This window comes from Runella sp. CRIBMP, assembly GCF_009905605.1.
GTDB lineage: Bacteria > Bacteroidota > Bacteroidia > Cytophagales > Spirosomataceae > Runella.
This window is the reverse complement of the sequence record NZ_JAAAKZ010000003.1, coordinates 203,283-229,089: the sequence shown is the minus strand read 5'-3', so window position 1 is coordinate 229,089 and position 25,807 is coordinate 203,283. Positions and strand designations below refer to the sequence as shown.

20 protein-coding genes are annotated in these 25,807 nt (G+C 46.9%); 9 read left to right on the top strand and 11 right to left on the bottom strand.

The window, feature by feature from the left end:
- Window positions 1-62 precede the first annotated feature (62 nt).
- The 10 genes from GVN20_RS10945 to GVN20_RS10900 form a co-directional block, all read right to left on the bottom strand.
- A complete protein-coding gene (locus tag GVN20_RS10945) occupies window positions 63-806 on the bottom strand; it encodes an SDR family NAD(P)-dependent oxidoreductase (RefSeq protein WP_166558365.1) in 744 nt (247 codons plus the stop codon).
- Window positions 807-905: 99 nt separating this feature from the next.
- Window positions 906-1,859: a dihydrodipicolinate synthase family protein gene (locus GVN20_RS10940; RefSeq protein WP_166558364.1), complete on the bottom strand. Its 954-nt coding sequence runs from the start codon at window positions 1,857-1,859 to the stop codon at window positions 906-908.
- An 11-nt stretch (window positions 1,860-1,870) separates the two neighbouring features.
- Window positions 1,871-2,797, bottom strand: coding sequence for a DMT family transporter (locus GVN20_RS10935; protein ID WP_166558363.1), 927 nt, complete (start codon window positions 2,795-2,797; stop codon window positions 1,871-1,873).
- 11 nt (window positions 2,798-2,808) lie between these two features.
- The gene (locus tag GVN20_RS10930) at window positions 2,809-3,936 is read right to left on the bottom strand and encodes a mandelate racemase/muconate lactonizing enzyme family protein (protein ID WP_166558362.1); all 1,128 of its coding nucleotides are present in this window, start codon (window positions 3,934-3,936) and stop codon (window positions 2,809-2,811) included.
- On the bottom strand, window positions 3,933-4,934 hold the full coding sequence (locus GVN20_RS10925; protein WP_166558361.1) for a 3-hydroxyacyl-CoA dehydrogenase family protein: 1,002 nt from the start codon (window positions 4,932-4,934) through the stop codon (window positions 3,933-3,935). Before GVN20_RS10925 ends, GVN20_RS10930 begins: the two co-directional genes overlap by 4 nt.
- Before the next feature lies 1 nt (window position 4,935).
- Entirely contained in the window at window positions 4,936-5,322 is a 387-nt protein-coding gene (locus GVN20_RS10920) for a RidA family protein (RefSeq protein ID WP_166558360.1), read from the bottom strand.
- 89 nt (window positions 5,323-5,411) lie between these two features.
- Window positions 5,412-6,203 carry a creatininase family protein gene (locus GVN20_RS10915; protein WP_166558359.1) on the bottom strand — a complete coding sequence of 264 codons (792 nt, stop codon included), beginning with the start codon at window positions 6,201-6,203 and terminating at the stop codon, window positions 5,412-5,414.
- 141 nt (window positions 6,204-6,344) lie between these two features.
- Window positions 6,345-8,132: a RagB/SusD family nutrient uptake outer membrane protein gene (locus GVN20_RS10910; RefSeq protein WP_166558358.1), complete on the bottom strand. Its 1,788-nt coding sequence runs from the start codon at window positions 8,130-8,132 to the stop codon at window positions 6,345-6,347.
- 14 nt (window positions 8,133-8,146) lie between these two features.
- Entirely contained in the window at window positions 8,147-11,311 is a 3,165-nt protein-coding gene (locus GVN20_RS10905) for a TonB-dependent receptor (protein WP_166558357.1), read from the bottom strand.
- Between the two features lie 335 nt (window positions 11,312-11,646).
- Window positions 11,647-12,285: a GntR family transcriptional regulator gene (locus GVN20_RS10900; RefSeq protein WP_166558356.1), complete on the bottom strand. Its 639-nt coding sequence runs from the start codon at window positions 12,283-12,285 to the stop codon at window positions 11,647-11,649.
- Window positions 12,286-12,442: 157 nt separating this feature from the next.
- Between GVN20_RS10900 and GVN20_RS10895 the strand changes: the two genes are divergently transcribed.
- From GVN20_RS10895 to GVN20_RS10855, 9 genes are all read left to right on the top strand, one after another.
- A complete protein-coding gene (locus tag GVN20_RS10895; protein WP_166558355.1) occupies window positions 12,443-13,453 on the top strand; it encodes a Gfo/Idh/MocA family protein in 1,011 nt (336 codons plus the stop codon).
- A 63-nt stretch (window positions 13,454-13,516) separates the two neighbouring features.
- Window positions 13,517-14,920 carry a DegT/DnrJ/EryC1/StrS aminotransferase family protein gene (locus GVN20_RS10890; protein ID WP_166558803.1) on the top strand — a complete coding sequence of 468 codons (1,404 nt, stop codon included), beginning with the start codon at window positions 13,517-13,519 and terminating at the stop codon, window positions 14,918-14,920.
- Window positions 14,917-16,269 carry a neutral/alkaline non-lysosomal ceramidase N-terminal domain-containing protein gene (locus GVN20_RS10885; protein WP_166558354.1) on the top strand — a complete coding sequence of 451 codons (1,353 nt, stop codon included), beginning with the start codon at window positions 14,917-14,919 and terminating at the stop codon, window positions 16,267-16,269. The genes GVN20_RS10890 and GVN20_RS10885 overlap by 4 nt, the downstream gene beginning before the upstream one ends.
- A gap of 120 nt (window positions 16,270-16,389) precedes the next feature.
- Window positions 16,390-17,658 (top strand): hypothetical protein, encoded by a 1,269-nt coding sequence (locus GVN20_RS10880; protein ID WP_166558353.1) that lies wholly within the window; start codon window positions 16,390-16,392, stop codon window positions 17,656-17,658.
- 239 nt (window positions 17,659-17,897) lie between these two features.
- Entirely contained in the window at window positions 17,898-19,265 is a 1,368-nt protein-coding gene (locus GVN20_RS10875; protein ID WP_166558352.1) for a Gfo/Idh/MocA family protein, read from the top strand.
- Window positions 19,266-19,396: 131 nt separating this feature from the next.
- Window positions 19,397-20,719, top strand: a complete 1,323-nt coding sequence (locus GVN20_RS10870; protein WP_166558351.1) for a sugar MFS transporter — start codon at window positions 19,397-19,399, stop codon at window positions 20,717-20,719.
- Window positions 20,719-21,894: an N-acetylglucosamine-6-phosphate deacetylase gene (gene nagA, locus GVN20_RS10865; RefSeq protein ID WP_166558350.1), complete on the top strand. Its 1,176-nt coding sequence runs from the start codon at window positions 20,719-20,721 to the stop codon at window positions 21,892-21,894. The genes GVN20_RS10870 and nagA overlap by 1 nt, the downstream gene beginning before the upstream one ends.
- A 183-nt stretch (window positions 21,895-22,077) precedes the next feature.
- Window positions 22,078-22,872: a glucosamine-6-phosphate deaminase gene (locus GVN20_RS10860; protein WP_166558349.1), complete on the top strand. Its 795-nt coding sequence runs from the start codon at window positions 22,078-22,080 to the stop codon at window positions 22,870-22,872.
- A 50-nt stretch (window positions 22,873-22,922) separates the two neighbouring features.
- The gene (locus GVN20_RS10855) at window positions 22,923-24,287 is read left to right on the top strand and encodes a putative oxidoreductase C-terminal domain-containing protein (RefSeq protein WP_166558348.1); all 1,365 of its coding nucleotides are present in this window, start codon (window positions 22,923-22,925) and stop codon (window positions 24,285-24,287) included.
- 113 nt (window positions 24,288-24,400) lie between these two features.
- On the opposite strand, the gene rimO is transcribed toward GVN20_RS10855, so the two are convergent.
- A complete protein-coding gene (gene rimO / locus GVN20_RS10850) occupies window positions 24,401-25,708 on the bottom strand; it encodes a 30S ribosomal protein S12 methylthiotransferase RimO (RefSeq protein WP_166558347.1) in 1,308 nt (435 codons plus the stop codon).
- Window positions 25,709-25,807: the final 99 nt, after the last annotated feature.

Genomic DNA, 25,807 nt, shown 5'->3' with positions numbered 1-25,807 from the left:
CTCGTCGCGTCTCGCGAGTGACTGCGTGGGAAACCGCCTGCACTTTGGCGACTTCACTTTGGCTAATAAGTGGCTCTTCCTCCCGACAAATCAAATGTAAAACCAGTAGTAAAGCTATTTTTAGACGATACGATGTAGGCGACCAAGTTGGCGGCTTCGTCGAGCGTGCCGCAGCGCTTCATCGGAATTTTGTCGGTCATGTATTTTACTTGCACTTCGGGCATGGCATCGACCAACGGCGTTTGAATCACGGCCGGGGCTAAGGCATTGACCGTAATACCGTACTCGGCGTATTCTTTGCCCTGTACTTTGGTGAGCCCGATGACAGCCGCTTTGGAAGACGAATAGGCCAACATGCCCGCATTCCCTTCCTTGCCCGCAATCGACGCAATGTGCAGAATACGTCCGTATTTCTGCGCCATCATGGAAGGCAAAACGGCTTTTGAAGTATAAAAGCAACTCATAAAGTTGACTTCAAACACTTTATGCAAATTCTCACTGCTTACTTCGTGACTTTTGAGATTGGTTATACCCGTGATTCCCACGCAGTTGACGAGAATATCAATTTTGCCAAAATGTGCTAACGCCTGACCAATCACCTCCTGCACCCGTGCTTCGTCGGTGATGTCAATGCCAATGACTAGTACTCGGTCGCCGTAGCTTTCAAATTCCTGTTGTAATCCTTTTTCGTTAAAATCAAGTAAGGCCACTTGGGCACCTTCGTCAAGAAGTTTATGGGCAACCACCAATCCGATGCCCGAGGCTGCCCCCGTCACCAATGCTACTTGTCCGCTAAATTCATTCATGTTTATCATCTGATTAAAATTGGGATCACTGAGTTCTACTCAGTGCTAACCCTTGTGTACCTCTGTGCATAACTCAGCGATACTTTGTGACCAATTTATTTATACTACCGCTGCCACCGCAGGACGAATTGCATACGTTTCGTCATTTAGTACGTCAATAACGCGTTGATTCAACTCGCGAATGTAACTGATACTCGACGCATCAGGAATGTAAGCTGCTTTCCGAGCAATACTGTTGCTCAATACGCCCCGGGCAATGAGTAATTCTTTTTCGGCATAATGGAACAGTTCCATGTTTTGTAACGAAAAGAAAATTTGAGGCATTACTTTCTCAAACAAATCAAACGCTTTGCCATCTTCGCCGCTACGACGCAAATCAAACACACGTTGAAGAATATCCGACACCGCCAGCCCTGGCATCACCCCTCTGATACCGATAGGAATCAATTCCAGCATGTACAAACCACCCCAACCTTCAAACAGGCCAACTTTGCCTTGGGTAGCGTTGATGATGCTTTCAAATTTAGGTGCGCAAAGCGGCTCTTCGAGTTTCAGGTATTTGAAATTAGGATTTTCGTCCATCAATTCTTTGATAAACTCCACGCTGATAGACGAACCGCCAGGGTTGAAATCCTGAATCAGAACGGGGGTATCGGGAATGGATTGCAGGAATTCCGATAGGTATTGTTTCAACGAAATTTCTGGCAAACTGAAAATGCGAGGCACGGCCAACGACACCACATCAGCGCCCGCTTTTACGTTGGCCTGCGCCAGTTTTATGGCCACTTTCAAGGAAGGATGATTTGACTGCGCCACAATTTTGAGGCGTCCCGCGGCGTGCTCAACCGCTACACGTACGACTTGCAGTTTTTCGTCGTCGGTCAATTTGTAAAACTCGCTTGCGTAAGCGGGAAGGCAAACGGCTTTGATACCGCCCGCAATGGCGAAATCAATCAAACTGCGGAGGGCATCTTCGTCGATTTCCTCGTTTTCGGTAAATGGAGTGGGAATAATCGGAACAACGCCGAAAAGTTCGTTTGTTAGCTCTGACATAATTTTACTGATTATGGATTGTTATTAACCAATTTTTTTTGTTGTACTCTACTATCAACAATGGAGAGAATAAGGGTAGAAACCAAAACCAATATCCCTCCGATAATGGCCTGTGTGTTGAGCTTCTCACCCAACCAAAGGGCGGCAATGGGTAAGCCCATGAATGTAATCAGGTAATTTGACAAGGCGACCTGAGTAGCATCCAAATACTTCAAAGCCCTGAAAAACAGCACCATGGAAAGAAAATTATGGAATACCGTCAGCGAAATCATGCCTATCCAAGTGTTGGTGGTGAATTCGGGAATTTTACTAAACATTTCGGGCTCGTAATACAGCACCAACGGCGTCAGCAAAATACACATGACCAAATAGGTGTAAAAAACCATTTCGATTTCGGTGTATTTGTCGGCAATTTTCTTGCAGCCCACGTTGTAATACGCATTACCCAAAATGGCCAGAAAAATCAGGATATTTCCCAAGGCGTAGCGCGAACTTAAATCCGCCCGTTTGATGTCGTCGGTGGAGCACAAAGCCACCCCGATGATGGCAATGGCAAAACTTACCCAACGGGCGGCATTCATTTTTTCTTTCAAAATGAGGAACGCAAACACGGCAGTAATGACGGGCAGGGTCAGAACCAAAATAGCGGCGTTGCTGGCCAAAGAATACTGCGTACCCCAAGTCATCAATACCTGCGAAGGAAACGCGCCCAGTGCTGCCAACTGAACAAAAATCAAAATATCTTTCAGCTTTTTGCCACCTTTTTTAAAGTCTCGGGCTACAAACGGAGCCAGTAAAATCGTGGCCAACAGCATAGGTGCCCACACCGTAAAATACGGCCCGACCTGATCCTGCGTCAGCTTGATACTCGTAAAATGAAAAGCCCACATGAAATTACAGGCAAACAAAATGGACCAGGACACAACCGATTTTTTCATAGTTTGAGGGTTTAATGAGCGTTCATTTCACTTATTTTATACTTCTCCAACGCCTCTCTGTCCAACACCACCCCAAGTCCAGCGCCTTGCGGAACAAGGGCCGCGCCGTTTTCAAATCGAATGGGCTGAACGAGCAAATCATCTTCCCGCACCAGCTCGCCGAAAATATCGGAAGGAACGGTACAATTGATACTCGCTGCCGCAATGTGAAGACCCATTGTTTCCGAAATTCCTAAATCCACTTCCGACCCACGCCAACAGGATTTACCCTCCAAATGGGCGATTTCCGCCAATAAAACGCAGTTGTATGCAGAGCCGTTGAAATTATAACCGTCTACGGCATCGGCGCGTACGAAAGCGATTATGTCGCGAATGTCTTGGGTATAAGGCAACGAAATGTGGCGATACATCGGAATCCCCAACGTTTCGCGGAGATACTTAAAACCCGCTACATCGGCGTGCAAAATCGGGTCTTCCAAGCCGAGCATGATGTCTTTCTCCACGCCTTCCATCAGTTTTAGGGTTGTGTCCACGTCGGTCCAGCGTTGGTTGGGGTCGAGCAGTATTTTGATGCCATCGCCGCACTTTTTCTTAATTTCTTCGGTCCACAGTCGTACAGGGTCTTCGTCGGAGCATTTGAATTTGAAGGCTTTATGCCCTTTTTGCATGGCCTCAAACGCCTTTTGGGCCGCATCTTCCGGCGTACGGCGGCCCGTCCAACCAAAGCAATCGATGCGGTCGCGGTAAGCGCCGCCCAGCAATTGAGCAATTGGCACATTCAGGATTTTACCCACCAAGTCCAGCACGGCCGTCTCAAAAGCTTCATAAATTCGTTGGTCATTGACGGGCAACCGCCGCCAGTTTAATTTCAGGACATCCTGCCCGACAAAGGTTTGCATGGCCTCATAGAGCAACTCTTTTGACGCGCTTCGGTAGGTTTCGCCAATGCCAGTTAGGCCGTTTTTAAGCGTAATTTCAAGAATCCATTTGGGTTGGTTGGCAAATTCTGTCCAACGCTCACCCGTCAAAAATTTCTGCGCAAAGGCCGCATCTTTGTCAATCACCTCTTCAGAATTCAAACTACCTGGCTTGGCCGGCACTACAACTTCAGTGGCTTTTATGGAGTGGATAATCGTCATTTCTCGTTTTCTGAGGTGTTTTGTGAATACTTTTTCGCCAATTTTCGGATATCATAGCTAAACTCAATGAATTGTTCTTCCCAATGCTCAGCGCTTTGGGGAGTATAGGGATAAAAGCCTTGGGCATTGCTAACACCCTTGGCTCCAGAGGCAACCAACTCTTCCATGTATTTCGGAGCTTGAGTGGCATTACTAAGTTCGGGAAAGAGGTCTTTCATCACGGTGAGATACGCCGGAATCCCCGTCAAATCCATGAAGCGAAACGGCCCCGCAAACGTAATCCAATAACCCAAATCATTGCGCAGGGAGCGGTCCACGTCTTCCATGGTAGCGTAGCCGTTTTCGACCAAATAAAATGCTTCGCGCAGCATGGCGTACATGATACGATTGGTGATAAAACCACGAATGTCTTTTTTCAGCAACGATGGTTCTTTGCCCCAACTTTCGGCCAAAGCCACGATTTGGTAGGCGTACTGTACGTCTGACTCATTGCCGCAAATCACTTCCATAAACCGCGTAATGTGGGCCGGCTCGGCCCAATGGATTCCCAAAACGCGTTCAGGATGTTGTAGCCCGCTTTGCAGAACGGTAACGGGAATCGCCGAAGTATTGCTGCCGATAATGGCCGTAGTGGAGAGTACCGTTTCGAGTTTGTGATAGACGCTTTTTTTCTCGTCAATGTTTTCGGTAATGGATTCAATCACCACTTCATGGCCGCGCAATAGGGCCACGTTATCTGTAATGATGTGACGTGCCAAAACATCTTCTGGTGTTTCCGATAAAATCCCTTCGTCGTAGAGTTGTTTCAAAAAACCATGAATTCGATTTCGCGCTTCATCAGCAATGGCAATATCCTTGACCAAAGACGTTACCTCATGGCCTGCGGCCAAAATACAGGTGGCAATGCTGCTGCCCATCAGTCCCAAACCTACCGTACCGATGCATAGTTTAGCTTTGTCGCCCTGTAAAGGTCTGTTTTTTATCGTTTCTGTACCCATATTAAGCCCTAATAATCGCAATTGCGTCAATTTCAATCTTTATTCCATCCGACAACACCGATTGCACCGTGGTACGGGCAGGCTTAACGCCCTTGAAAAAGGAGGCATAAGCGGCATCATAGCGGTCAAAATCGTTGATATTTTCCAAATGTGTTGTGCACTTGACAATGTCTTCAATCGTACCTCCCGCAGCTTCTACCACTTTTTGGATATGCGACAGCGTCAGCAAGGTTTCTTCCTCGATTGTACCGTGAATGACCTCGCCCGTAGCCAAATCCAACGGGCCCTGTCCACTGATAAACAGCCACTCACCTACCAATACGCCCGCCGAATACGCCCCTGTATTGGCTGCTTTGTCAGGATGTTTTATTTCGATTTTCTTTGACATAATTATATGGTTTTTATTCACGCAAAGTCGCTAAGGAGCAAAGACGCAGTGTGCTTTAAGCAGACTTTTTCCACCTATGTGTCCATCTTTTATACTTGCAAACGCTCCGACAAAGGCCAATTTTTGAACGATTCGATAAAGGTCACCAAGGCTTTTACGGCATGGTCAACTAAGTGCTTGCCTTTTTCGGCCGTGCCGAGCTGCGGCTCACCGCTGCTGCCATTGCTCGAAATGAATTCAGTTTGCTTAAAAACCGTTACCCCTCGATACGGCTCGTCGTCTTCCCACGGAATGTAGCCGTTGCTTTCAGGGCGTTGAGCACGCTCTACGCGGTCCATCCATACTTTATCCGCAAAAAGGTGCAGCATCATACTCGTCTCGTACTCACAGGCATGGCTGAGCGCTGGGCTTTGCATCGGAGGCTCTCCCGCAAATGCTTTTCCTCCTACTTCCCAATACGTTGCCAAGGCAATCGTTGGCTGATGACTCGCATCAAAACGTTTGCTCAATACCGCCAAAGCCTGCTTGGCTGGCGTGATATTCCCTCCGTGACCGTTAAGTAAGATAATTTTCTGAAATCCGCTGATTACCAATGAATTTACTAAATCAATCAACACTTGTGTGTACAATTCAGGGGCAATACTGATGGTGCCTCCAAAGGACAAATGATGATGGCTCGACCCAAACGGCAAGGTCGGGCAAAGCAACACCGAATCGGGCATTTTTTTTTCTATCTGCTGAGCAACTTGCGTCACTATATCGGTATCGGTCGACACCGACAAATGCGGTCCGTGCTGTTCTATGGCCCCCAGAGGTAAGATTATTATTTTGTCTTTTGCTGCCTGATTGAGGTCAGCATAGGTGGAGGCATAAAAGAGCATACTTTGTAAGTTTAGGAACGCACTAAATATAGTTTTTTTTGATAATTTCTTTGCCATCCCGAAAAAGGATTTCTTCCAAATCCGGAATGACAAAGAATCCTAATAACTGGTGTGAATACTAACTGTTCATTTATCTATAACCTAATAATTTGGATTCTGCTTCAGGACCGAATTACCGTCTACCACGCTCAAATCAATTTGTGCCTGAGGAATTGGGTACAGTTCGCTTTTTCCTTTCTTGAAAGTCGCCCCTTTCATGTACGTAAAGTCGTAGCCGGGTATAGATGTTTCGTGCTTTACGTACGCATTCAGGATGTTGGCCATGTAGCCCGTTCCATTGTCCCAACGGCGCAGGTCAAAGAAGCGGTGGCCTTCCATTCCAAACTCGATTTTACGCTCAAAACGAACGGCTTCGCGGGCAAACTCTTTGCCTTTGGCCACAAATTCTGTAGTATATAAACCTACTTTATAATTGGCCGCTGGCTCATTGGTGAAGCCTTTCAGCGGAGCAGTATTGTCCACGTATTTTTTCACCCAACCCGCAGGATTGGCCGCCCGGGCACGCACTCGGTTTACGTATTCCTGCGCTTTTGCCAAACTTCCGATTTCCACCTCCACTTCGGCCGCCCAAAGCAACACATCCGCAAAACGAATCATGTTGTAATTGTTGGAAGTCCAACGCGAAGAAAACGAAGTGGTTGCCGCGGCTGCCTGATAATAAATATTTTTGATAGGGCTGTACGGTCCTGCCACTGCCTGAACGCGAATCCACGCCTTGCCTGGGTGCAAGCCCCAATCTAAATACGGTATTCCACGACGGCCAACTGTCCAGTCAAGACGCGCATCCAACGTACCCGTATAAGGTGCAAACGGCGTGCTACTTTCAATGCCTTGGTCATTTTTAACGTCTGAATCATTGAAGGTATCAATCAACGGCAGGCCCGTTTCAGCGTCGGTTTTGAAAGAATTCACTAAGCTGAAAGAAGGTTGGTACGCACCGCAGCAAGTAGCGGGGCCGCCCATCGGAAAGTTGAGCGCATCGCCGTAGTTTCCGTTTTGGAAAGATTCGGCAATCGACATCTGCACCGCAAAAACCGACTCAGGACCGTTCTTTTTGGAAGGATTGAAGTTGTCGGCATAATTAACCAACGCATATTTTGCGCCCGAAGCCGTCACCCCATTGGCAATGATGTCTTCCAATATCGGTTTGGCGTCGGTGTATTTGTCTTGAAATAAATAGGTTTTTGCCAAAAATGCTTTCGCGGCCCAGCTATTAGCGCGGCCTACTTCCGTCTTGGTGGCACTCAGGTTTTCGGCGGCAAATTTGAAATCCGCTTCGATTTTCGGCCACACGGGCGTTGTGTTGCTGACGTTGTAGTTTCCGTTGGAATAACTAACGTTTTCATCCAAATAGGGCACATTCTCCCACATTTTGGCTGCTTCCAAATGATACACTGCACGCAAAAATATCGCTTCAGCTTTGAATTGTTTGGCTTCTTCGGCCGACATTGATACGTCGGTGGTTTTGGCTAACACACGCAACACGTCGTTGGCACGCTGAACTCCCGCGTATAACACCATCCATTTATTGTTGAACGGCAACATCGATGCATCGTAGTTGTAACTTTCAACTGATTCCATCGGTGGCAAAGCCGAAGCTTGCGTGCCAGTGTGGGCATCGTCGGAGGTTACTCCACCAAAAATCCAGTTGCTGACCCCCACAAAATAGTAGGTAGTATTGGGCACACCCCAGCCGTCGAGCAGCGAATACGCACCCGTCAGGAGACCTTTCACCCCTGCTTTGTTGGTCAATGTGGCTTCACTCGTAGAGCCCAACGCTCCGATTTCGAGGTAATCTTCTTTGCAGGAGTTGGTGGTCGTTACCAACGCCAAACAGGCTATGAATAAAAAATAATTAAATCGTTTCATGTGAGTCAAAGTTTTTAGAAGGAGAGATTAAGTCCAAGGATGAAGTTCTTCTGATTGTTGGGATAGTTGGCGTAATCAATCCCAAACGCCGAACTGTTTCCGCTCAATTCGGGGTCTAAGCCAGTGTATTTGGTCAGCGTAAACAAGTTGGCTCCCTGGGCGTATACCCGCAGCTTGTTCAATCCGAATTTTTTCAGAATGGCCGGTTGTACCGTGTAGCCAATCATCAACGAACGCATTTTGAGGAACGAGCCGTTTTCTACGTAAAAAGAATTAGAAACCCCCGAAGAACTGAACGAACCCGTTGACTCAATTTTAGGAATCGAACTGTTCGGATTTTCGGGCGTCCAAGCATTAAGCAGGTCATTGCTTTTTGCGCCTACGTAGGTACTGAAAAAGTGCGTAAACGACCGAATGGTGTTATAGATTTCGTTGCCCTGCGAGCCGTACAAAATCGTGGAGAAATCAAAATTGCGATAGGTTACACCCAAATTGATACCATACGTAAAGTCAGGATTAGGACTGCCCAGAAATGTACGATCGGTCGCGTCGATTTTATTGTCACCGTTGATGTCAGCATATTTAAAGCGCCCGGGAGCCGCGCCGCTTTGGGTAGGAGACGCCGTTACTTCAGCATCATTTTTGAAAATACCCAGCACCTGATACCCAAAATAAGAGCTGACAGGCTGACCCACCTGATTTCTGACCACATTTCCCATATTTTGGGTGTTGGCTCCGTCAAAATAGCCCGGTCCGGGGATGTGGACCACTTCATTTTTGTAGGTGGTAATGTTGGCACCGATATTGAATTTGAGACTCGGGTTGATGGTTTGACGATAGTTGAGCGCCAAATCCACCCCTTTGTTACGAATGTCACCGATGTTGACCGTTGGAGCCGTGGCTCCGCCCGCCGTAGCTGGCAAAGGTTGGGTAAACAACAATCCGTTGATAGATTTTTGGTAGTATTCAAACGAAACGTCCAGTTTGTTGTTCAAAATCGTCGCGTCCAAGCCAGCGTTGGTCACGATGTTTTCTTCCCATCCTGTATTTGGATTTCCAATGCTGGTTTGGGCAAAACCCTGCGCCAACGAACCATTCCCGCCAATGTCATAATAAGAATTGGCAAATGTTCCGCCAAAGAGCGTGTAGGCATTTTGCGGACTTACGTTGTTTTGAGAACCCAATACCCCGTAGCTGGCTCTCAGTTTCAATTCATTCAACCAAGTCACATCCTTCAAAAATTCCTCGCCAGTCAAACGCCAGCCTACCGATACCGACGGGAAGGTTCCGTAACGGCGATTTGACCCAAAGCGCGACGAGCCATCGCGACGCACCGTGACGCCCACTAAGTATTTGTCGTTGTAAGCATAATCCAAACGACTGAAAATAGAAAACAGCGTGTTGTTGTATGCGCTACTGGCGTTGGTGATATTAGTGGTTCCGTTAGAAAGGCTCAGGTAGTCAAAATTGGTGGAAAACAATCGGCTGGCTGAGCCAATCATGTAGCGTCCGTAGTTGCGAATAGCTTCCGAACCGACGATTACTTTCAGGTTATGTTTGCCAAATGCGTTGGTATACGAAAGCGTATTGGTCCACATAGTATTGCTGTTGTAAAGCGCAATTTCCGAGAAAGAATTGGGGTTGGTATTTCCTTCAGAATTGTTGTATGGCGTAAACGTAAAGTTGGTAGCATACTGATTATCAATACTTCCGCCAAAACTGGTGCGGGCCGTAAAGTGCTTCAGAAAATCTACTTCTGCGTACACATTTCCTACGGCATTCCACGCGTTGGTTTTGTTATTGACGGTATTCATCTGCACCGCCACGGGATTGGAAGAGCTTCCCAACTCGGGTCCGGCGAAGGTTCCGGCAAAGTTGCCTTTGATGTCATAGACGGGAATCGTCGGCATGGCGCGGTAGGTCCATGCGATGGGGTTTCCAGTACTTAGGTTATCAAAACCGGGGTTTTTCTTGTAGAAAATATAAAGATTTTCGCCAATCCGAACGTTGTTCTTAACCTTAAACTGCGTATTTATTCTTGCCGAATAACGCTCTAGGTAGCTTTTCAGCATTGTACCCTGTTGGTTGAAATACCCCAACGAAACCATGTAGTTAGACTTGTCGGTCCCGCCGCTTGCCGTTAGGTTGTGGCTGGTCATGGGTGCATTTTTAAACAATTCATGAAACCAATCGGTCCCTGTTTTGTTGACAGATTGAATCAGGTAATTGGCCCCAGGATTAGCGGCGTCAAAATTATACTTGGAAGGGTCTACGGCAGGGCTACCAGCATTGCCCACGCCCGTGGCACCCGGACCTCTATACGTAAAGTCAGGAAGACCATTTTGAAACAGGCCCGTGCTTGGATAAGCGACTTTGGTTAAACGGGCGAAATCCTGTGAATTGAGCAAATTGAAGACATTTCCCTGCAACGGCTGTTGATTACCGTAGTAAGCATCGTACGAAATGGTCGGCTGTCCTGACTTACCTTTTTTGGTAGTTACTACGATTACGCCGTTAGAACCGCGCACCCCATAAATGGCTGCCGCCCCCGCATCTTTCAGGACTTGAATAGACTCAACGTCGTCGGCACTTACGTCGTTGAGTTCGGCCTGCACACCATCTACCAATACTAAGGGCTGGGTATTTCCGAAAGACGTGATGCCCCGCACAAAAATATTGCTCGGGCTTCCCGGTGCTCCCGAACTCAGCACCGTTACACCTGCCGCTTGGCCCTGAAGGGCTTGCACCGCCGAACCCGCAGGAATTGACTTCAGTGCTTTCACATCAACGACCGATACAGAGCCTGTAATGTCCTTTTTTCGTTCCGACGAATAACCCGTCACCACCACTTCGCCAAGCGTAGTGCTCGATGGCATCAAGGAGATGTTAAAGGTTGTTTGATTTCCTACGGGGATTTCCTGAAGTTGGTAGCCAATGTACGAAACAACCAATACCGCATTCGGACCCGCCGATAATTTAAACGTACCGTCGGCGGCCGTGATGGCTCCGTTGGTCGTATTTCCTTTGATTAAAACAGTAGCGCCCGCGATGGGTTGCGAGTCATCAGAACCCACCACTTTCCCCGTTATGGAGGTTTGAGCGTACACCGCAATGGACGTAAGCAAGCAAAGCAATAGCATACTTACCCCTTTTTTTCGGAGTAGGAAAAAGTTGTTCATGTGTAGAATGTTGTTTAAGGAAAAAGTTACTACTGAATAGGGTTTGTGCGAATGTAATTTTAGTGAGTTGATTATTCTTGGCAAATCCACCAGAGCGCATTAAGTAATCCGATCACGACACCCAATGAATAGTTGGCGAATTTGTTTACAAAGAAACTATATTTTTGTAAACAAAAAAAGTTGTTATTATTTTTTTTGTGAATACCAACATTTCAGCGATTTCCAGCAATTCTGCATTACACCCTGAAGATTTAGATGATCAAAGAAAAACCCGCGACGCTGAAATAGCTTCAGCATCGCGGGCGAGTCAATCCAACGTTGAAATAAGAGAGAAATTAATCCAACTCCAGGGCCTCTACTTCGCCGCGAAGGAGGTGCTTGGTAAGCGTTTCTTCAGCAAGTTTAACGTCCTTTTCTTTGATTGCTTTCAGCAACTGTCGATGCTCTTGGTCCGTCAATTCATAATCGTCCATGTGCGTTTGCGACTTCCCGAGCTTCTGGTGAAAGAGCGGAATGTTGCTTATTTCGTAAATATCCTTCAATTTATCATTCTGTGCCGAATCAATGATAGTTTCATGAAACTTAACATCTGCCTCACAGGCGCCTCCAAAATATCCGCGCTCCACCATTGAGGTAAAATCATTGCATATTTCTTCCAATTTTTGAATTCCTTTTTCGTCAATTTTCTGAATCGCTAACCGAATAGCTCCCAATTCAAGAATCTCTCGCAGTTCACGTATTTGCCGTACATCTTCTACACTCATTGATTTCACAAAATAGCCGCCTTTTTCGCCCGTTTCAATCAACTGCTCCCCCAAAAGCCTCGTCAACGCCTCGCGTACCGCCATTCGGTTTACATCCAGTCGTTTGGCCCATATATCTTCTTTAAGCCTCGTGCCCGACACCAGTTGATTCGACAGGATTTTTTTTCTAAGTTCACTGTATACTTTGTTGGCAAGCGAGTCTATCTTCATTTTTTGTAATCTAATTTTGGACAAAAATGTAAACAAATTTTAACTAACTTTGTAAAGTTAAAAAATTTCTCTCTTAAAATTTCGTTGCGATAGTACGAAATGACTTACTAAATATAGATATATTGATTGTCTATTTCTTAAACCTCAATCGTTTATCATGCAAAATTCAATACAAGGCCGAAGAAAATTTGTCAAAAATGCGGCACTTGGCAGTTTAGCGCTCGGTATCCTTCGCCCCGAATGGGCAAACGCTCAACCAGCGGCCGCTGGAAAACGTGTCGGCATCATCGGCTTGGATACTTCCCATAGCACAGCTTTTGTGAAAGCCCTCAATGCACCCGATGCAAGCGCTGATTTTTTAGGGTATAAAGTAGTGGCGGCCTACCCACAAGGCAGCAAAGACATCGAAAGCAGCACCAAACGTGTTCCTGCCTATACCGAAGAAGTCAAAAAGCAGAATGTAGAAATCGTCGACTCTATCGCTGATTTACTCAAAAAAGTGGATGTAGTTTTGCTGGAAACCAATGATGGCCGCCTTCACCTCGAACAGGCCGTTCAGGTACTCAAAGCAGGTAAGCGCGTTTTTATTGACAAACCTATTGCGGCTTCGCTTTCGGATACCATCGCTATTTTTGAGGCTTCCAAAAAATACAACATCCCCCTATTTTCGGCCTCATCACTTCGGCACATCAAAGGCGTGGAAAAAGTGGATAAAAGTATCGTGGTAGGAGCCGACACATTTAGCCCAGCGGTACTCGAAAAAACGCACCCAGATTTGTTTTGGTACGGCATCCACGGCGTCGAAACACTATACACCGTCATGGGGACGGGTTGCAAGCAAGTTAGCCGCGTGCACAATGAAGGCACCGACATTGTGATTGGCACTTGGGCCGACGGGCGCGTGGGCACGTTTCGCGGCACGCGCACGGGCAAACACGACTACGGCGGCACAGTTTACACCAAAAACGGCAACATTGTACTGGGCCCCTACGGTGGCTACGAACCTCTGTTGAAAGACATTGTCAACTATTTTGAAACAGGCAACCTTCCCGTATCACCCGAAGAAACCATCGAAATCTTTGCCTTTATGGAAGCCGCCGACGAAAGTAAACGACAAGGTGGTGCCGTCGTTATGCTCGAAAGCGTAATGAAAAAAGCTCGTAAATAGTCATTGAATCTATAAACAACCTTTCCAAGGTTTTGAACCTTGGAAAAGCTAAAATTAAGCGATATGCCTTCCAACCATTTTTCAAGACGTGAATTCCTGAAACGAAATTCATTGACGGGCTTAGGGGCAGTACTGACGCCTTCTGTTCTCTCCAGAACTGTTGCAAATCAGCCTACCAAACCTTCTATTACGCCCTCCTTTTCGTTGGCCGAGCCACCAGCCTTATTGGGTGGAAAGCCTGTACGAACCCAAGGTTGGCCCATTTGGCCGATATGGAAACCTGAAACCGACGAAAAACAACTTCTCGAAGTCATAAGAAGTGGTGTTTGGTCAAGGGCAAATGTGGTCAACGAATTTGAAGCCAAATGGGCCCAAACCGTCGGAACAAAACGAGCACTGGCGGTCGTAAACGGCACCAATGCACTCATAACGGCCTTGATGCAGTTGGATATTCGCGGCGGCGACGAGGTATTGATTCCTCCTTATACTTTTATCGGCACAGTAGCACCCGTCATTGCGACTGGAGCCATGCCCGTTTTTGTGGACGTTGACCCCGAAACATTTCAGATTGACCCCGCCAAAATTGAAGCCAAAATTACCCCTCGCACCAAAGCCATCATCCCAGTGCATATTTTGGGTTTACCCGCCAATATGCCTGCGATTTTAGCCATTGCCAAAAAGCATAATCTGGCGGTGATTGAAGATGCTTGCCAGGCGCACTTGGCCGAAATTGACCATAAGCAAGTAGGCACGTTTGGGGATGCGGGCTGCTTTAGTTTCCAGAATTCCAAGAACTTAGCCATCGGTGAAGGCGGCGCCATTGTCAGCAACAATGATTTGTTTATGGACCGCTGTTTTTCGTACCATAACTACGGCAACCCCTTCGGCATGGCCTCAGGGGTGATTGGTGCGGGAACAATCATTCAGGGAAATAAACAGCGACTTACCGAATACCAGGCGGCCATCGGATTGGCCCAACTCAAACGATTGGACGCCGAAACCACGCTCCGCAACGAAAATGCAGCGTACCTGAAAGCCAAAATTCAGAAGATTCCGGGCATCGTTCCCTATAAATTATATGACAATGTGACGCGCGCGGCGTTTCACCTTTTTCCTTTTCGTTACAAAAAAGAAGGATTCAAAGGGTTATCACGTGATACATTCTTGAAAGCACTGTCGGCGGAGGGGATTCCCTGCTCGAAAGGCTACGCTACACTTAATAATATGCCGTATCTGAACGACGCGTTTCAGTCAAAAAACTTCCAAAAAATGTACCCGAAAACGCAGCTTGATTTCAAAAGCTACGTAGAGCGCAACCATTGCCCCCAAAACGACCGCCTTTGCAACGAAGAGGCCGTGTGGTTTACGCAAAACATGTTGTTAGGCTCGAAGGCAGACATGGACGAAATCGCCAACGCCATCGAAAAAATCTACACCCACGCCGATAAACTCTTGAGTGTCAAATGAGAAAACACCTGTGGCTAATTGGATTTTTAATCATTTCAACAACGTGGGCAAAAGGCTGGAAGGCAGGCGTTGCCAAAGTAATTATCACGCCCCAAGAATCTGTTTGGCAGGCAGGCTACGCGTCCCGCACCCACGCTTCTGAGGGAAAATTGCACGATTTGTGGGCAAAAGCGTTGGCGTTAGAAGATGAAACTGGTAAAAAATGCGTGCTCGTCACGACTGATATGCTGGGATTTCCCAAAGCCATGTCTGACCGCATTCGAACCCAACTCAATCGGCAGTTTGGACTGACCCACGCGCAAATCATTCTCAACAGCTCTCACACCCACTCTGGGCCAGTATTGGACGACGCCTTGCTTGACATTTATCCATTGGATGCCAACGAGCAAGCCAAGATTAACCGCTATTCGCGCCAATTAGAAGCGCAGGTCATTGCACTGGTAGGGCAGGCGCTAAAAGATTTAGAAGCTGTCGAGCTGTTTGCTCAAAACGGCGTGACACGGTTTCAGGTGAATCGTCGAAACAATAAAGAAGGTGCTTTGCGTGAGCAAACCGAGCTGAAAGGCCCCAACGATTATGCCGTGCCCGTCATCAAAGCACTCACACCCAAAGGAGTGCTCAAAGCCATTGTCTTTGGGTACGCCTGCCACCCAACCGTACTTGACCTCTATCAATTTTCGGGCGACTTCCCGGGTTTTGCCCAACTGGAATTAGAAAAAGCCCATCCTGAAGTAACGGCGCTGTTTTTTCAGGGAGCGGCAGGCGACCAAAACCCCTTGCCTCGACGCACCGTATCTCTGGCGCGCCAATACGGACGGGAATTGGCGGCAGCCGTGGACCGGGTGCTTGAAGAGCCCATGCGGCCTTTGGCGGCCGCGTTGAAAACGGCCTATTCGGAAATACAACTGCCGCTTTCGGCTCCGCCTACGGAAGCGGAGTTACTCAAAACTCAAAACGAAAACATTCCCTATCTCAAACGTTGGGCCACCCGGGTTTTGTCAGAAATGAAGCAAGGAAAACCCTTCATCACTTCGTATTCGTACCCGCTGCAAGCGTGGAAATTGGGCGAGCAATCGATGTTTATTTTTGGCGGAGAACTCGTCATTGAATACGCCATTGAATGTAAAAAACGATTCGGACAAGACACATTCGTGATGGCCTACTCCAACGATGTCATGGGCTACATTCCGTCGGCTACGATTTTGAAAGAAGGTGGCTACGAAGGCGCGTCCTCGCAAATGGTCTATGGGCTTCCGAGCGTTTGGGATGCTTCGGTGCCAGACTTGATTTATGCTGAAGTCAACCGATTGGCGGAACAACTTGGCATTCCAAAAGTAAAAAATAATTAACCGCACGGCCGGCACCGCGCAAAGGGCACAAAAAAAAGCATCACAAAGAGCGCAAAGAACAGCTTAGTGCCCTCTGCGCTCTCATTTGAGTTCTTTGCGTTTCAAAAAAATCTATAAAACATGAATTCTTCACTAACCGCCAAAGCTTATTTCTCTGGCTTTGAACTAGCGCACGACACCTACAATGCCATTACAGCCGCAAGCAACGGCAAAATATACTACGTACTTTGTTCGGAATCTTATGAAGTCGGCGGGCAAATGTACGCTTACGACCCTTCCACCGACCAAACGCAATTTATAGCCGACCTGACCGAAATCTGCGGTGAAAAAAGCGCCAACGCCATTCCGCAAGGCAAAAGCCATGTTCGTTTTTACGAAAATAATGGCAAGCTGTACTTTGCCACGCACATCGGCGTATATGAAATGATTGAAGGCATGGAACGTCTGCCAACTACCACTCCCAATGGCAAAAACCTCTATCCGGGCGGGCATTTTTTAGCGTACGATTTAGCAACTGGAGAGTTTGAAGACCTCGCCATCGCGCCCGAAGGCGAAGGCATATTGACCATGACCATTGACCGCGAACGAGGTCATTTATACGGCATTACGTGGCCGTTGGGTTATTTTATTCATTACGATATTTCTGCTAAAACCCTCAAAAAAGTCGGTTTGGTTTCGGCCAACGGCGAAGCTGGAATTCCGGGTGAAGATTACCGCGTATTGTGCCGTTCGATGGTGGTTGACCCACGCGACGGAGCGGTTTATTTTTCTACTTCCGAAGGCGATATTTTTACGTATCATCCTGATAAAGAAGGCTTACAAAAAGTAGAAGGGATTGATTTACGGATTGACTATTTCGGAAAATATGACCCCAAACACCCCGGCAGCATGGGCTACAACTGGCGCAAGATTTTCTGGTACGCGCCTGAGCAAGTCGCTTATGGCATTCATGGAAATTCGGGCTATTTGTTTCGTTTTGACCCCCAAACCCCTAAAATTGAAATCGTAGAACGGCTTACGTCGGAGCCTTCGCGCAAAAGTGGCATGTTCGACCAGTTTAGTTACGGCTATTTAGGCTTTCAACCTGACCCTGATGGCGAAACGATTCATTACCTAACGGGTGGCCCGATATACATCGACGGCAAGCGCTTAAAAGGAGCCGACCAAATTGCCAAAGGCGCGGCCAAAGGATTGGAAAATCTGCATTTAATCACATTCCATATTCCGACCCAAACCTACAAAGACCACGGTCCTGTTTTTTACGCTGACGGCAGCCGTCCAACCTACGTAAATTCAATCGCTATTGGAGCCGACGGTGCGGTTTATACTTTGGCCCGATTTGACCATAACGGGCGCGAAATTCAGGATTTAGTCAAAATTGATTTATAAACGAAAGAATACTATTTATAGAGGTGCCCGAGACGGTAGCTTACGCCAAATGCTGGGTTTGAGAACCCAGCATCACACACCCCAAAATTGAATTGCATAACATTGCAGCATTATGAGTAGGTAAAAATCAAAAAAGTCTTCTCCAAAAAGAACTGTTTCGGTAGCCTACTTATCTTCAAATAGTGTAGTAAATTGGCTCCTCAACAGACCCATTTATTTTTTTATACAAAACACCTTTCATGAACACTCCAGAAACTTCTACAAACAGCGAATCTCGGCGCAATTTTATCAAAAAAACACTGACAGGCACCGCTCTATTGACCGTCGGTGGTATCTTACCGGGCTTTAGTGCCAAAAGTTACGGTCGTATTTTGGGCGCTAACGAAAAAGTCCGACTCGGCGTGATGGGCGTCAATAGTCGCGGGTATGCACTGGCGAGTAATTTTGCCCTGCAACCCAACTGTGAAGTCGTTTCGATTTCAGACGTAGATTCACGTGCGGCTGAAAAGTGTATCAAAGCCGTTGAAAAAATTCAAAACTCCAAGCCCAAAGACGTCCCTGACTTTCGTAATGCACTTGAAGATAAAGGCGTAGATGCGCTCATCATCGCCGCACCCGACCATTGGCACGCACCAGCGGCCATCTTGGCGTCGAAAGCAGGCAAACACGTCTATTTGGAAAAACCATGCAGTCATAATCCGTATGAAGGAGAACTGCTTGTGGCGGTGGCCGCCAAGTACAAAAATGTGATTCAAATGGGCAATCAGCGTCGGTCGTGGCCGAATGTAAAACAAGCCCTGAAGGATATTCAGGATGGTGTTATCGGTCGGCCATATTTTGCCAAAGGTTGGTACACCAACAACCGTGCTTCCATCGGCATTGGGAAAGAACAGGCCGTTCCGTCGTGGCTTAATTACGACTTGTGGCAAGGGCCTGCGCCGCGCCGCGCCTATAAAGACAACGTTATTCACTACAATTGGCACTGGTTTTGGCATTGGGGTACGGGCGAAGCCCTCAACAACGGCACCCACATGCTCGACCTCATGCGTTGGGGATTGGGCGTGGAATTTCCAACCAAAGTCTCTTCTTCGGGTGGGCGCTATCGCTACCAAGACGACTGGGAAGCTCCCGATACTCAGGTGATTAACTTAGAGTTTGGCAAAGACAAATTTATGACGTGGGAAGGCCGCAGTTGCAATAGCCGTAATATCGAAGGCAGTAGCGTGGGTGTTTCTTTTTACGGAGAAAAAGGCACATTGGAGTACGGCGGCGGCAATGCTTATAAGATTTACGATTTGGACAATAAGATTGTCAAAGACGTAAAAAATGATTTGGTGATTGACCCTCGTAATAAAATGGACCCTTCACAAGCCTTGGATGCCTTCCACTTCCAAAACTTTGTCTCGGCCATCAAAGAAGGAACGCCGTTGGCCTCAGGAATCGTCGGCGGACATCAAAGTACGCTGCTTTGTCAATTAGGAAATATCGCCTTGCGCTCCAATAGCATTTTGGAGATTGACCCTACCAACGGGCACATCAAAAATAACAAAGCGGCCAAAAAACTTTGGAAACGCGAGTACGAAAAAGGCTGGGAGCCAACTTTGTAGTTTTTTCAACATCGAACGAACGTCGGCGAGGTTTTGAACGGGGACACGGTACGCCGTTGCGGCCCAGTCCTCGCCGACGTTGAATCTACCACCGTACTATTATTCCGGCTACTCTCGCCATCAACAATAATATGAAAGCCAATACCACCGCCGTTGACGTAAGTAGCCTTACCAAACGGGAAACTAATATTTCTATTTTTTTAGTGGGAGTCATGTTTTTTATGTTTGGCTTCATCTCATGGGTCAACGCTATTCTGATTCCCTATTTCAAAATTGCCTGCGAACTCACCAGTTTTCAGGCCTATCTGGTGGCATTCGCCTTTTACATTGCCTATTTCATCATGTCGGTACCTGCATCTTATTTGCTCAAAACGCAGGGGTTCAAAAAAGGAATGATGATTGGTTTTTGGTTCATGGCCCTGGGCGCGTTCATTTTCGTGCCTGCCGCCATGACCCGCACTTACGGCATTTTTCTGATGGGCTTGTTTACGATTGGCATTGGGTTGTCCATCCTCCAAACCGCCGCTAATCCCTACATCACAATTTTGGGCCCGAAAGAGCGCGGGGCGCAACGCATCAGTATCATGGGGATTTGCAACAAAGCCGCGGGGATTTTGTCTCCTTTGGTCTTTGCCGCCGTCATTTTGCGCCCGACGGATACTGATTTATTCGCCCAACTCAGCACCATGAACGACCTGCAACGCAGTGCCGCTTTGGATGAATTGGTACGGAGGGTGATTACACCTTATACCGTACTGGGGGTATTTCTGTTTGTATTGGGTTATCTGGTTTACCGTTCGCCGTTGCCTGAAATCAATACCGAACACGAAAGTCCCGAAGTAGCTACGGCTAATGCAGGAAAAACGAGCATTTTTCAATTCCCGCACTTGATTTTGGGGGCAGTTGCTATCTTTCTGCACGTAGGCACGCAAGTGATTGCGATTGATACTATCATCGGCTACGCCAACTCCATGGGAATTGATTTATTGAAAGCCAAAACATTTCCTTCCTATACCTTGGCTTGCACTATTTGCGGTTACATTATCGGCATCATTACGATTCCAAAATTTGTGAGCCAGGTGAATGCCTTACGGTTCTGCACGCTGTTGGGGACAGCTTTTACCCTGCTCATCATTTTTGCCAAAGGCTCCGTTTATTTCCTCGGACAAACCGCTGACCTTTCCATTTGGTTTGTGGTGTTATTGGGTTTAGCCAATTCATTGGTTTGGGCAGGTATTTGGCCCTTGGCGTTAGATGGATTGGGGCGTTATACCAAACTCGGTGCTTCTATTCTGATTATGGGTCTTTGCGGAAATGCCCTCATGCCGTTACTCTACGGCTATGTTGCTGATTTGTACGATGTTCGCACGGCCTATTGGGTGTTATTACCCTGCTATTTGTACTTAGTTTATTACGCTTCGTATGGTCATAAAGTAAAACGCTGGGGATTGTAATGCGACAAAAACTCACAAACGGCACCATTCTTACACCCTTCCGCGCCATCAAAAACGGAACCATAGTCATAGAAAATGGCCAGATTATAGGCGTCCATGAAGGAAATGAAGAGGTGCCAGATGCTATCGAAATTGATGCAAAAGGCCAATATATAGCGCCAGGCTTTATTGACATCCACGTACACGGCGGTGGTGGTTTTGACTTCATGGACGGAACTGAAGAGGCTTTTCTGAAAATCGCCGAACTCCACGCGCAATACGGCACCACTTCGTTGGTTCCAACCACACTCACGGCTGAGAAAGAAGATTTACTGCAAACCTTAGATGTTTACGAAAATGCAAATCGTCAAAACACAAAAGGCGCAAATTTTCTCGGAATCCACTTGGAAGGCCCTTATTTCGCTCTGAGTCAGCGGGGGGCGCAAGACCCTCGGTACATTCGTAATCCTGACCCTGCTGAGTACGAAGAAATTCTCAGTCATTCGTCGTCCATTGTGCGGTGGAGTGCCGCTCCCGAATTGGAAGGCGCGATTGCGTTCGGACAGCGATTGCGTCAAAAAGGCATTTTGGCGGCCATCGCCCACACCGATGCGTTTTACGATGATGTGTTGTCAGCGTATGAAAACGGCTATTCGCTCGTAACACACTTGTATTCAGCCATGTCTGGGGTAACGCGCAAAAATGCGTTTCGGTATGCCGGCGTGATTGAAAGTGCGTTTTTGTTGGATTTAGACGTTGAAATCATTGGTGACGGCATTCATTTACCCGCGCCGCTGCTCAAACTCATTTATAAAATCAAAGGTGCCGACCGCACCGCCCTCATCACCGACGCCATGCGCGGAGCTGGAATGCCCGAAGGCGAAAGCACGTTGGGTTCGTTGAAAAACGGCCTCAAAGTCATCATCGAAGATGGCGTAGCCAAAATGCCCGACCGTACCTCCTTTGCCGGCAGCGTCGCCACCTTCGACCGATTGGTCCGAAACATGGTCTCCCTAGCCGATGTATCGCTCTTAGAAGCCGTGCGCATGGCAAGCACCACGCCTGCCCGCATCATGGGCGTTGACCATCGAAAAGGTGTTCTTGCCAAAGGCAAAGATGCTGATATTGTCATTTTTGATAAAGATATTAATGTCAGTAGGACGATGGTTGGGGGGACAGTGGTGTTTAAGAAATAGATTTTTATCATGCCAGTTGTTTGTCATGCCAGACGGGGCTGCCCGAGCGGGCATCTAAAAAACTTTCAAAGCTCACAATGTTAAAAGTAAGATCGATAATTCTATAAAAGCCAAAACCCATTCATGGCTTTTAGATTCTTTTAGCATGACAAATTCGTTTAAACTAAGAACATAACACTTGAAATGACTCCTTTACACGAAACAACAATAGACAATCTACAAGTAAAATTATTCAAAACCCGTCAAGAATTAGGCCAAAACGCGGCTCAAATGGCCGCAGCCAAAATCAGAGAATTGCTGCAAGGCCAAGACGTTGTCAATATCATCTTCGCCGCAGCACCATCGCAGAATGAATTTTTGGATGCTTTGGCCCAACAGCCAGAGATTGACTGGCAACGCGTCAACGCTTTTCACATGGACGAATACATCGGCTTGTCGGATGATGCCCCACAACGGTTTGGCAATTTCTTGAAAGACCGTTTTTTCGATAAGGTACCGCTTCGAGCCGTATTTTATATCAATGGCAACGTCAACGACCCCGACGCTGAATGTTTGCGCTACGAAGCGTTGCTGAATGAACACCCAACCGACATTGTCTGCATGGGCATTGGCGAAAATTGCCACATTGCCTTCAACGACCCGCATATTGCGTTTTTCAACGACCCCGTATTGGTTAAAAAAGTGGATTTGGATTTAACGAGCCGCCATCAACAGGTACATGACGGTTGTTTTGCCTCGATAGAGCTCGTTCCTGAATATGCCCTTACGCTCACCATTCCGGCATTGGTCAAAGCACCGACGGTGTTTTGCATGGTTCCTGCAGCCCACAAAGCAGAGGCAATTTACCACACGTTGGTGGATGAAATTAGCGAAATTTATCCATCCACTATTCTGCGAAAACACCCCAACGCGACGTTGTTTATTGATCAAGGCAGCGCCCGCCAATGGACGAAAGAAGCGTCATTTGTAAGTAAATAAAACCTAACGGGTGCTTATTTATCAAAAATATACCCACAATTACGTCATTTATGAAAGCACGCGTTTTAGGCTGTCTGCTGGCAGCCGGCAGTTTAACCCTCCCCGCCATGGGCCAAGAGAAGAACAAATCAGTCAGTTTGATTGTATTGGAGCCTGGGCATTTCCATGCGGCATTGGTACAAAATACCCGTTACGACAATGTAAACCCTGTCGTACACGTGTATGCATCCAAAGGCCCAGATGTAGACTCTTATCTTGACAAAATCAAAAAATATAATTCTCGCCCCGAAGACCCGACTCAATGGGACGAAAAAGTCTATACGGGACCCGACTTTTTCCAAAAAATGCTTTCAGAAAAAGCAGGTAATTTGGTTGTATTGGCGGGAAATAACCAGAAAAAGACTGATTACATCAAAAAATCAGTAGATGCTGGTTTGAACGTATTGGCTGATAAACCCATGGCCATTGATGCCGCTGGGTTTACGTTACTAAAAGATGCGTTTGCGCAGGCGAAAAAGAAGAACGTGCTACTCTACGACATCATGACCGAGCGCTACGAAATCTCCAACGCGCTCCAACGTGAATTGGCGTTGTTACCAGAATTGTTTGGAACCCTACAAAAAGGTACGCCCCAAGACCCCGCCGTGACCAAAGAAAGTGTTCACCACTTTTTCAAATACGTTTCGGGTGAGCCGCTCATTCGTCCAAGCTGGTTTTTTGACGTCAACCAACAGGGAGAGGGCATCGTAGACGTGACTACGCACTTAGTGGATTTGATTCAGTGGAGCTGTTTTCCCAATCAAACTATTGATTATCAGAAAGATATAAAACTTTTGTCGGCCACGCACAATGCCACAACGCTGACTCCCGAACAGTTTAAACTGGTAACCAAAAGCGATACCTATCCTGAGTATCTAAAAAAAGATGTGAAAGGAAAGAATCTGGAAGTATACGCCAACGGACAGATTGATTACACTTTGAAAGGAGTTCACGCTCGTGCGTCGGTAATCTGGAATTTTCAGGCACCGCAGGGAACAGGCGACACGCATTATTCAATCATGAAAGGCAGCAAGGCCAATCTGATTATTCGTCAGGGCAAAGAGCAAAACTTTAAACCAGTGTTGTACATTGAGCCAGTAAATGCCTCCCCTACCTACGAAAAAGCCGTTGCCGAAGCCTTCAAAAAAGCACAGGCTGCGTATCCAGGCATTGAATTGAAGAAAAACGCCCAAGGCTGGGAAGTGATTGTACCCAAGAAATATGACATTGGCCACGAAGCGCACTTTTCGCAGGTAGCAAAAAAATACATGGAGTTTTTGAAAGCAGGTAAACTCCCTGCGTGGGAAGTTCCTAATATGATTGCCAAATATTATACAACAACCGAAGCATTGAAATTGGCGAAAGCGAAGAAGTAGGTACTTTTTTAACTGCAACAGTCTCAAAGAATAGCACAAAGGGCCACGAAGAAAAATCTTTGTGGCCCTTTGTGTAAAACTTAGTGTTCTTTGTGGTTTCAATAAGTGTTGATTTACACCAACTCCCCATACAAATCAAACTCCTCGGCATTGGTAATCTTTACGTTGGCAAAATCACCCTGACGCACAAACTGACTTGCGGGCAATAACACTTCATTATCAACTTCAGGGGAGTCAAATTCAGTTCTTCCAATAAAATATCCACCCTCTTTCCGGTCAAAAAGCACTTTATAAGTGTTGCCGATTTTGGCTTGATTCAACGACCACGAAATATCCTGCTGCACGGCCATGATGTCGTCGGCGCGTTGTTGTTTTACTTCGGCAGGAATATCGTCGGGCATGGTGTGCGAGAAAGTTTGCTCTTCGTGAGAATACGTAAATACACCCAAGCGATCAAAACGCGTGCGCTCTACAAACTCCAATGTTTCTTCAAAAATTTCTTCAGTCTCTCCCGGGTGACCCGCAATCAGTGTGGTACGCAAAGCAATATTTGGTACTTTATCACGAATAGTTTTGATCAAATCCTCCGTTTTTTCGCGCGTGATACCGCGACGCATCAACTTCAATAACTCCGTACTGCCACTTTGAAGCGGCATATCTAAGTATTTACAAATATTGGAACGCTCACGCATTACGTCCAAAATATCCATCGGAAAACCCGACGGGTAGGCATATTGCAAACGAATCCATTCAATGCCTTCCACGTCGGAAAGGTGATTTAATAATTCAGACAGATTGCGTTTTTTATAAATATCCAACCCGTAGTAGGTCAAATCTTGGGCAATCAAAATCAGTTCTTTTGTGCCGCGACGCGCCAATGATTTTGCCTCAATCACCAAATCATCAATCGTCCGCGAAACGTGCCCGCCACGCATGAGCGGAATCGCACAAAAACTACAGGGACGGTCGCAGCCCTCCGCAATTTTAAGATACGCGTAATGAGCAGGCGTAGTCAATAAACGTTCGCCCACGAGTTCCTGTTTGTAATCTGCTTTAAGGGTTTTGAGCAAACGAGGCAGTTCATTGGTGCCAAACCAAGCGTCTACGGTTGGGATTTCAACCGCCAACTCATCTTTATAGCGATGTGACAAACAGCCAGTTACGTACACTTTGTCTACCAAACCAGCATCCTTGGCATCGGCATAGCGTAAAATGGTATCGATGGATTCCTGCTTGGCGTTGTCGATAAATCCGCACGTATTTACGATCACAATGCTGGCGTCGTCTTTTTTAGATTCGTGCGAAACGTTGTAGCCGTTGCCTTTGAGTTGGGTGAAGATATTCTCGCTGTCGACCAGGTTTTTACTGCAACCCAGCGTCACGATGTTGACTTTATTTTTCTTGGTTCCTTTGGTTTTCATTTCTCCTAAGTATTGGGTACTGAGTAATGGGAATTGAGTGAAATAATGATACTCAATACTTTATACCCACTACTTACTACTGTTTTTTGAAGCACAAAG

Coding starts and splice junctions, on each gene's coding strand:
- GVN20_RS10875 (WP_166558352.1), top strand. CDS start 17,898: ATGAACACTCCAGAAACTTCTACAAACAGCGAATCTCGGCGCAATTTT.
- rimO (WP_166558347.1), bottom strand. CDS start 25,708: ATGAAAACCAAAGGAACCAAGAAAAATAAAGTCAACATCGTGACGCTG.
- GVN20_RS10940 (WP_166558364.1), bottom strand. CDS start 1,859: ATGTCAGAGCTAACAAACGAACTTTTCGGCGTTGTTCCGATTATTCCC.
- GVN20_RS10930 (WP_166558362.1), bottom strand. CDS start 3,936: ATGACGATTATCCACTCCATAAAAGCCACTGAAGTTGTAGTGCCGGCC.
- GVN20_RS10870 (WP_166558351.1), top strand. CDS start 19,397: ATGAAAGCCAATACCACCGCCGTTGACGTAAGTAGCCTTACCAAACGG.
- GVN20_RS10915 (WP_166558359.1), bottom strand. CDS start 6,203: ATGCTCTTTTATGCCTCCACCTATGCTGACCTCAATCAGGCAGCAAAA.
- GVN20_RS10905 (WP_166558357.1), bottom strand. CDS start 11,311: ATGAACAACTTTTTCCTACTCCGAAAAAAAGGGGTAAGTATGCTATTG.
- GVN20_RS10855 (WP_166558348.1), top strand. CDS start 22,923: ATGAAAGCACGCGTTTTAGGCTGTCTGCTGGCAGCCGGCAGTTTAACC.
- GVN20_RS10925 (WP_166558361.1), bottom strand. CDS start 4,934: ATGGGTACAGAAACGATAAAAAACAGACCTTTACAGGGCGACAAAGCT.
- GVN20_RS10920 (WP_166558360.1), bottom strand. CDS start 5,322: ATGTCAAAGAAAATCGAAATAAAACATCCTGACAAAGCAGCCAATACA.
- GVN20_RS10935 (WP_166558363.1), bottom strand. CDS start 2,797: ATGAAAAAATCGGTTGTGTCCTGGTCCATTTTGTTTGCCTGTAATTTC.
- GVN20_RS10860 (WP_166558349.1), top strand. CDS start 22,078: ATGACTCCTTTACACGAAACAACAATAGACAATCTACAAGTAAAATTA.
- GVN20_RS10895 (WP_166558355.1), top strand. CDS start 12,443: ATGCAAAATTCAATACAAGGCCGAAGAAAATTTGTCAAAAATGCGGCA.
- GVN20_RS10885 (WP_166558354.1), top strand. CDS start 14,917: ATGAGAAAACACCTGTGGCTAATTGGATTTTTAATCATTTCAACAACG.
- GVN20_RS10880 (WP_166558353.1), top strand. CDS start 16,390: ATGAATTCTTCACTAACCGCCAAAGCTTATTTCTCTGGCTTTGAACTA.
- GVN20_RS10890 (WP_166558803.1), top strand. CDS start 13,517: ATGCCTTCCAACCATTTTTCAAGACGTGAATTCCTGAAACGAAATTCA.
- nagA (WP_166558350.1), top strand. CDS start 20,719: ATGCGACAAAAACTCACAAACGGCACCATTCTTACACCCTTCCGCGCC.
- GVN20_RS10945 (WP_166558365.1), bottom strand. CDS start 806: ATGAATGAATTTAGCGGACAAGTAGCATTGGTGACGGGGGCAGCCTCG.
- GVN20_RS10910 (WP_166558358.1), bottom strand. CDS start 8,132: ATGAAACGATTTAATTATTTTTTATTCATAGCCTGTTTGGCGTTGGTA.
- GVN20_RS10900 (WP_166558356.1), bottom strand. CDS start 12,285: ATGAAGATAGACTCGCTTGCCAACAAAGTATACAGTGAACTTAGAAAA.